1 protein-coding gene is annotated in these 790 nt (G+C 70.3%); it reads right to left on the bottom strand.

Annotated elements, in window-relative coordinates:
* Positions 1–790, bottom strand: a 790-nt coding sequence (locus tag MKK65_RS00010; RefSeq protein ID WP_243954218.1) for an ATP-dependent RecD-like DNA helicase, incomplete at both ends; no start/stop codon positions are given.

Here is a 790-nt window from a genome sequence, read left to right as displayed (position 1 = left end):
ACTCGGTCGCCGGGTGAGAAGCGCCAGCCGAACCGCTCCACCGAGATGGCGGGGTTCGGGTTCAGCACCGCCTGGAGCTCGTGGTTGAGGTTGCGCGCGCCGAGCACGCCGCGCTGCATCGGGGTGAGCACCTGCACGTCCCGGACCGGATCGAGGCCGAAGCGCGCCGGGATGCGCTTGGTCACCACCTCGATCAGCGTCGCCACCGCCGGCTCGGGCTCGTCGATCTCGATCAGGTGGAAGTCGCTGTCCGCGCCCCGAGCAGCTGGCTCGGGCATCTTGCCGGCGTTGATCCGGTGCGCATTCACGACGATCCGGCTCTCGGCCGCCTGCCGGAACACCTCGGTCAGCTGCGCCACCGGGATAGCCCCCGAGGCGATGACGTCGGCCAAGACCTGCCCGGGCCCGACCGAGGGCAGCTGGTCAACATCGCCGACGAGGAGCAGCGCGGCGTGCTCCGGCACCGCCTTGGTCAGGGCATTCATCAGCGGCACGTCGACCATCGAGGTCTCGTCGATCACCAGCAGGTCGCAGGCGAGCGGGTTGTCCTCGTTACGCGAGAAGCCGCCGTGCTTCGGGTCGATCTCCAGCAGGCGGTGGATCGTCTTGGCCTCCAGCCCGGTCTGCTCGGTCATGCGCTTGGCCGCCCGGCCGGTCGGGGCGGCAAGCAGCACCTGCACGCCCTTCGCCCGCAGGATCCGCAGGATCGTGTCGAGCGTCGAGGTCTTGCCCACGCCCGGACCGCCGGTGATCACTGCGAGTTTGGCGCCGAGCACCCGCCGCACGGCTT

The organism is Methylobacterium sp. J-001 (genome assembly GCF_022829565.1).
Classification (GTDB): Bacteria; Pseudomonadota; Alphaproteobacteria; order Rhizobiales; family Beijerinckiaceae; genus Methylobacterium.
Note: the sequence above shows the minus strand (reverse complement) of the source record. Positions and strands in the feature narration are given on the sequence as shown.